The sequence below is a fragment of the Roseateles sp. P5_E11 genome (assembly GCF_054049355.1).
Genome location: NZ_JBFUMO010000320.1, coordinates 1 through 6717, shown reverse-complemented (window position 1 = coordinate 6717; position 6717 = coordinate 1). Strand labels below are relative to the sequence as shown.

Annotated in this window: 6 protein-coding genes; 2 read left to right on the top strand and 4 right to left on the bottom strand. The window is 66.7% G+C overall.

Annotation, left to right across the window (positions count from 1 at the left end):
• The 3 genes from ACXJKR_RS20555 to imuA form a co-directional block, all read right to left on the bottom strand.
• On the bottom strand, positions 1 to 2624 hold a 2624-nt coding region (locus tag ACXJKR_RS20555; RefSeq protein WP_457324392.1), incomplete at its 3' end, for an error-prone DNA polymerase.
• 15 nt (positions 2625 to 2639) lie between these two features.
• Positions 2640 to 3992, bottom strand: a complete 1353-nt coding sequence (locus ACXJKR_RS20550) for a Y-family DNA polymerase (protein ID WP_457324391.1) — start codon at positions 3990 to 3992, stop codon at positions 2640 to 2642.
• Positions 3901 to 4818, bottom strand: a complete 918-nt coding sequence (imuA, locus tag ACXJKR_RS20545; protein ID WP_457324390.1) for a translesion DNA synthesis-associated protein ImuA — start codon at positions 4816 to 4818, stop codon at positions 3901 to 3903. The genes ACXJKR_RS20550 and imuA overlap by 92 nt, the downstream gene beginning before the upstream one ends.
• A gap of 145 nt (positions 4819 to 4963) precedes the next feature.
• On the opposite strand from imuA, the gene ACXJKR_RS20540 reads away from it, so the two are divergent.
• Positions 4964 to 5677: a zinc-finger-containing protein gene (locus tag ACXJKR_RS20540; RefSeq protein WP_457324389.1), complete on the top strand. Its 714-nt coding sequence runs from the start codon at positions 4964 to 4966 to the stop codon at positions 5675 to 5677.
• A 5-nt stretch (positions 5678 to 5682) separates the two neighbouring features.
• The gene (locus ACXJKR_RS20535) at positions 5683 to 5970 is read left to right on the top strand and encodes a hypothetical protein (protein ID WP_457324388.1); all 288 of its coding nucleotides are present in this window, start codon (positions 5683 to 5685) and stop codon (positions 5968 to 5970) included.
• A gap of 29 nt (positions 5971 to 5999) precedes the next feature.
• Here the strand turns inward: ACXJKR_RS20535 and ACXJKR_RS20530 are convergent.
• Positions 6000 to 6717 (bottom strand): hypothetical protein (locus tag ACXJKR_RS20530; protein WP_457324387.1); only part of this gene is annotated, 718 nt, incomplete at its 5' end.

Genomic DNA, 6717 nt, shown 5'->3' with positions numbered 1-6717 from the left:
GGCATGAGCCTCGGCGCCGCGGCGTCCCACACCTGTTGGCGACGATGGCCTGACAGGCTCGTCAGCGCATCCGCCGCGGCCAGGCAGGTCATCTGGTGCTGGTTGAGGCCGGTCCTCACGGCCAGGTCTTCGGCGCTGTCGAACGGCGCCCGTCTTCGCTCGGCGCTGATTGCGTCGGCGGAGGCCTTCTTGAGCTTGTCGACCAACCGCAGACCCAGCCGCACAACCTGGCCGTGGCTGTGCGTCTCCAGCGTGCAGTCCCAGTCGGAGTACATGACGTCCACCGGCAGCACATCAACATCGTGCTGCCGCGCGTCGCGCACGAGCTGACCCGGCTGGTAGAAGCCCATCGGCTGCGAGTTGATGATGGCGGTCAGGAACTGCGCCGGGTAGTGCCGCTTGATCCAGCAGCTGACGTAGACGATCAGCGCAAAGCTCGCGGCGTGGCTCTCCGGGAAGCCGTACTCGCTGAAGCCCTCGATCTGCTTGAAGATGTCTTCAGCGAACCTGGGGTCATAGCCGCGCGCGGCCATGCCATTCACGATCTTCTCGTAGTGCTTCTTGAGGCCTCCCTTGTGCTTCCAGGCCGCCATGTCGCGCCGCAGCGCATCGGCCTCGCCGCCGGTGTAGCCCGCCGCGATCATCGCGACCTGCATGACCTGCTCCTGGAAGAGCGGCACGCCGAGCGTGCGGCCAAGGGCAGCCTCCAGAGCCTTGCTGGGATACGTGACCGGCTCCCTGCCCTGGCGGCGCCTGAGGTAGGGGTGGACCATGTTCCCCACGATGGGGCCGGGCCTGACGATGGCGACCTCGATGACGAGGTCGTAAAAGCAGACCGGGCGCATGCGCGGCAGCATGCTGCGCTGGGCCCGTGACTCGATCTGGAAGGTGCCCACCGTGTCGGCTTCGCAGATCATGGCGTAGGTGGCCGGATCCTCTGCGGGGATGTCCTGCACCGAGAACGGGTAGCCCAGCGTCTCGCTGATGTTTGCAAGTGCCTTGCGGACCGCCGTCAACATGCCGAGCGCCAGCACGTCGACCTTGAGCAGCCCCAGCACGTCGATGTCATCCTTGTCCCACTGGATGATCGTGCGGTCATCCATCGACGCGTTCTCGATGGGCACGATGCGTGACAGCGGCCCCTGCGTCAGGACGAAGCCACCCGGGTGCTGCGACATGTGCCGCGGCATGGACAGGAGCTGTCGCACGAGCGCGATGAGCTGCTGTGCGCCGAGGTCCTCGATGTCCAGGCCGACCTCGGACAGGCGCGTCGTGTCCAGCTCGGCGCTGTCCCACCAGCCGTAGTTGCCGCTGAGTTGGTCCAGCAGTGGCAGCTCGAAGCCCAGGGCCTTGCCGACGTCCTTGAGCGCCGACTTCACGCGGTAGCTGATGACGACGGCCGTCAGCGCGGCGCGCTCCCGGCCATACTTCTTGTAGATGTGCTGGATGACTTCTTCGCGGCGCTCGTGCTCGAAGTCCACATCGATGTCGGGCGGCTCGTTACGCTCCTTGGAGATGAAGCGCTCGAACAGGACGTTCATCCGCGCCGGGTCCACTTCGGTGATGCCGCAGGCGTAGCAAACGACGCTGTTGGCTGCCGAGCCGCGTCCCTGGCACAGGATCCCCTCGCGGCGAGCAAACATGACGATGTCCGCGACGGTGAGGAAGTAGTGCTCGTACTTCAGCTCCTCGATCAACGCCAGCTCGCGCTCGATCAGCTCGCTGATCGTCGCTGGGATGCCATCCGGCCACCGCCTGCCTGCGCCTTCGTAGGTGATCTTGCGCAGGTAGCTGTTGGCGGTCTCATCGGCGGGAACCACCTCAGCGGGGTACTGGTAGCCAATTTCGTCGAGGCTGAAGTCGCACTGCGCCGCGACCTTGAGCGTCTGCTCCAGCAGGTGGGCCGGGAAGGTCCGCGCCAGCCGTCCGCGCGTTCGCAAGTGGCGCTCGGCGTTGATCTCCAGCGCCCGGCCGCACTCGGTCAACGGCTTGCCGATGCGCGTGGCCGTCATGACGTCCAGCAGCGCGCGCCGGCCGCGCTGGTGCATGGTCACGTTGCCGACGGCCACGAGCGGGATCTCTGTATCTGCGCTGATGTCGCGCATGCGCAGCAGCCGGATCTCGTCGTCGGCGCGTCGCAGCAGGTCCAGGCCAAACCAGACCCGGCCAGTGAAATGCGTGAGCAGCCAGCGCCCGAGCCGCATCAGCGCTGGCGGCAGGGCATGACGCGTTGGGCACGCGATGACGACGCAGTCGTCCAGCGAGCCCGGCGTCACGTCCTCGGGTGTCATCTCATAGGTGCCCTTTTCCGAGCGGCGCCGCAGCCTGGAGATGAGCTGGCAGAGGTTGCCGTAGCCGTTGAGGTTGCAGGCCAGCACCACCAGCGTGAACGGGAAGTCGCAGGTGACGGCGAACTGGCAGCCAACCAGCAGCTTCAGTCCCTGGGCTTTGGCCTCCACGTGCGCGCGCACGACGCCGGCCATCGAACACATGTCCGTGATCGCGATGGCCGAGTAGCCCAGTTGCTTGGCGTGCTCGACCAGTTCCTGCGGCCAGCTCGCTCCTTCCAGGAAGCTGAAATTGCTGACGCACCGAAGCTCGGCGTAATCGGGGAGCACGGCCATCGCGGCTCCATGGCCTCAGCCGAACGTGCCGTGCAGATACCAGGCCGGCGTGCCATCGTCCTGCCGCGTGCTGAAGATCCACAGCGGCCCGGCCACCTTGGACACGGCGATCCAATATTCGCGCGCGACATGGCGCGTCGTACCGGGCACACCCGCCTCACCCGGCACCCGGTCCCACCATCCGCCCTCGACCCGATCTGGGCCCAGGATGGGGAACAGCGGGCCCTGGTACTGCGGGCGCTCGTTCTGCATGGCGAGCCGCTTCGGCTCGGGGAACAGGAAGGTGGGTGCTGGCAGAGGCTCTGCCAGACGCGGCTGGCGTGCACGTCGCTTGGCCATCACATCCCAACGGGTCTGATGCTCGGGCCTGTGATCGTCGAGCTCGTAAGGCTGGACCACGTGATCCTCGCCCAGCCGCGCAGCGATCTGCTCAAGCACGGGAACGAGTGCTTCGCCGGCGCTCAATGACTTGGCCAGCAACGACAGGCTTTGTTCCGTGACGCGCTCGACGCCAACCGCCTCAAGCCTGAGCTCGCCGACCGGTGCCGCCAACTCGGTCTTGCCCAGATGTTCCGACAGGAGCTTGCTGAACTGGCCCACATCGCGTCCGGCCGTGGACGACCGGATGACCAGCTCACCGCAGTCCCCGACATCCTTGGCGCGCATGGAGTCGTGGATCCACGTGAGTCGGAATCCCTCGGCGCCGGAATGCCGCGCGCCCAGCCATCCGCACATCTGCATCAGCAGCGGTTTGGCGTACGCCATCAGTGCTTCGGCCTGGTCCTCTCGGGCCGGCAGCTCGACACGCGCAAAAAAGTCTTCGGGGATCTGTTCCCACTTGAAGGCCTCCGGCCGCAAGCCATACGCTTGGTCCAGGGCTACCAGGAGCGACTCATCGAATCGTCGGCTGATGCCATTGCGTGGCAGCTTCCTGAGCTGGCCCAGCGTGCTGATGCCCGCATGCGTCAGCGTCGCCACATGCTTGGCTGCAGCGCTCAGTGCTGGCAGCAGCTGATCATCAAGCACTGCCGTCAGCGGCCGGCCGTCGAGGTTGACCCCGCAGCGTGCCAGCACGAGCGCCGCCATCGCGGTCGGCGCCCAGCCGGTGCTCACCACGCCCAGCTGCGGTGCCTCGGCGGCGATGCGTGCCTTCAACGAATCCAGCCCGCGGAAAAGCCGCAAGCTGCCCTGCACTTCCAGCACCACGGCGCACCCCTCCACCAGCGCCACCCTCGGTGAAAACGTCAGAGCCCACAGCGCGATGCCGCGCAGAGCCTCAGCGGAGGCTGGCGGCAGCGCGGGCGAGGACTTCTTCGGCGAGGCGGGCGGCAGCGGTGTGAGCGGGGTTGTGAGGGCGACCCACAACATGGCGTCGGACCTCCTTGCTTCGAACGATGAGGCTGGGCCGGCGCATGCGCGGCGTCAGCACGTGATTGAGGCCACCTGGAACCGAGTCCAGCAGCAGCGGCGATTCATGGGCAGGCCCGCGGCGCTTGACGATTTCCACCTTGAGCTGCCAGTCCAGCTGCGAAGAGACGGCCAGCCTCAGCGGTGCCGGCGACGAATCGAAGCGCGCGTCCAGCGGGCGAAAGACGAACACGGGCCCCTCGCAGCCCTGCGCCGCCACCTGCAGGCGCCGCAACTGGCCGGGAAGGCTGTGCGGCAACCACGCCAGCACCGCGGCCGCGGCATTCGCACGCAGCAGCAGCTCGGCCGACCACAGACGATCCGACGGCTTGTCGGCCTTGATCCAGACCAGGCAGTTCTCGTCCAGCCCCAGATGGCGCAGGCCAGGCAGGTGTGGCAACCGCGGCGGGCCGATGACGACGACGGACCGGCCGCCCTTGACGAGCGGTGCGAGGCTGGGCCCGACCATGCGCCACTCGATCAGCGAGGGTTGCGACTGCAGGATCTCCACCATGCAGCCGCAGGGCCATCCTCCATCTGGCAGCTCGGCATCGAGCGCCGCAAATCCCGTGGCCACAAAGCCGGCGTGACCGCGGCCGAGTTCGCTGGCCCGCCAGACCGAGTCCACCAGCTCCGGCGGCAACTCGCTCGCCGTGTCGGCAGCGTTCTGCGTGGGCGACGCCAGGCAGACTGGGCCCGCTGATGCCGAGCTCTCATTGACAGGCAGCTCCGGCTCTACTGCGCGCGCCGCCGCGGCGGCCACGGGCGGCTCCTTGGCAACCGGCATGGGTGCGAGGAGCAGCTCAAGCTGCTTGGAGGGGGAAAGCGTGGGGGACAGAATGCCCTCCACAGGGTGCGCGGACATGAGGGGTGGCGTGAGATACTGTTGTTTTATACAGTACACCATCCAGCACGCTAACGTCCACCCGCAGATGCACGCCGCCGAGCTTTCCATGATCGATGCCGCACCGCGCGTCCCGCTGGGTCCGCCCGAACGCTGCCCGTACTGCCATTCGGCCGTCGAGCTGGTAACGGGCGCCGAGATGTACCCAGAGCGGCCAGAGCTGGCGGAACGGAACATCTGGAGGTGCACCTGCTGCGACGCCCACGTCGGGTGCCACAGGGCGGGTGCCCAGGTGAAGCTGCCTGGCGGCGACCAGATCACCAGCGACGGCACGCTGCCGATGGGCAGCCTGGCGAACGAGGATCTGCGCGCCGCGCGCATCGAGACCCATCGCCTGTTTGACGCGATGTGGCAACCGCCAGCGTGCATGACCCGCGGCGAGGCCTACGGCTGGATGGCGCGCCTGCTGAGCATTCCGCCGGAAGCGGCCCACGTCGCCAGCCTGAGCTACGACGAGTGCGTCAAGGTCATGCTGGCCATCGAGGATCTGACGCGCGCGCGCCATGAACCACCTCCGGCACCCGGCGCTGCACACTGGCTGATGCAGGCGGGGATCGAATTCAGCGTTGCCCCTGACGGCCACCTGGTCGTGCGCGCGCACGACGAAGACATCGACTACTGGCCCGACAAGCAGACCTGGACTGTGCGCAGCGGACTGCTCGCGGACGAGCACGAAGGTCTGCACGACCTCATCCTGTATTGCCGTCGCCCGAAGCGACCCGCGCGGGCGACACGCCACTGAACACCATGGAACCCAAGCGCTTTGACGAACGATTTGTCCTGGAAGCCGACCTACGCGGGATCGACTACACCGACAAGATCGACGAGGTCCACCTCGCCACGCCGGCTCGCGTACCCACCGGCCTCTCGATCTGGCTTCGTCCGATTCCCGCCCAGGTTCACCCCGGCCTGCGCGGCATGGGCACCCGCCGCATCCGGCTCCACGTCATAGTCGATGACCCGCAAAAGGCCGGCGCCCCTGAGCAGGTACGTCGTGCACTGCACCTGGACGAAGACGCTGAGCTGCCTTTCTGACGGTGCCGGACGGCGCCGCCATTCCGGCTTCACGCCGTTGGCGGCTCCTGCCAGAACTTGCAGCTGAAGTTGTTCRGCATTCGCGGGTGGCCGTCCGACCTGGCCCGGAATGTCTTCGGTATCGCCTCGCCAACACCGCCCTTCCTGAAAAACTCCTTTACCGAGTAGAGCGCCTGCCTCATCAGTTGCTCCCATTCGCCATGGAACTTCTCCCGCCGCGCCTCCGCCTGCTTCGCAGCACTGGGCTTGCGGCTGGGCGGCGACACGCTGTAGTCGGGCTGCATGTCGACGTCGTGGAGAAACGTGATGCTGCCGAAGGTCCACTCGTCCTCGATCGCCCGGCGCCAGTGGTAGTTGACGCGAACACTCAGATGCTCGTTCAACAGCACGGGCGGCGAGATCATGTCGTCGACATGGAAGAGCTGGTCTTCCTGTTCCTCAGTCTTCACGCGCTGCTTCATCGCCTCGACCGCAGCCATCAGGTCACTGCCCGCGCGGCGGGCGCTGTATCCGGTCGTCTCGCGCTTCTTCGCTGCCTTCGCGGCAGCGTGGTCACGCAATGCCTGCTCGTACGCCCGGAGCTTGGTGTAGACGTACGGTCCACAGCTCTCGAGCCGAAGTTCCCTCAAGGCGAAGGCACGCTCCTCAAGCAGGCACTGGTCGACCACGTCGCGCAATGCCTGGATATCGATCGCCTTCACTGCCTCACGTTCATCGCGCGGGACATTGACCTCGCCCATGTTCGCC

Coding starts and splice junctions, on each gene's coding strand:
- ACXJKR_RS20550 (WP_457324391.1), bottom strand. CDS start 3,992: ATGTTGTGGGTCGCCCTCACAACCCCGCTCACACCGCTGCCGCCCGCC.
- imuA (WP_457324390.1), bottom strand. CDS start 4,818: ATGCCGGTTGCCAAGGAGCCGCCCGTGGCCGCCGCGGCGGCGCGCGCA.
- ACXJKR_RS20540 (WP_457324389.1), top strand. CDS start 4,964: ATGCACGCCGCCGAGCTTTCCATGATCGATGCCGCACCGCGCGTCCCG.
- ACXJKR_RS20535 (WP_457324388.1), top strand. CDS start 5,683: ATGGAACCCAAGCGCTTTGACGAACGATTTGTCCTGGAAGCCGACCTA.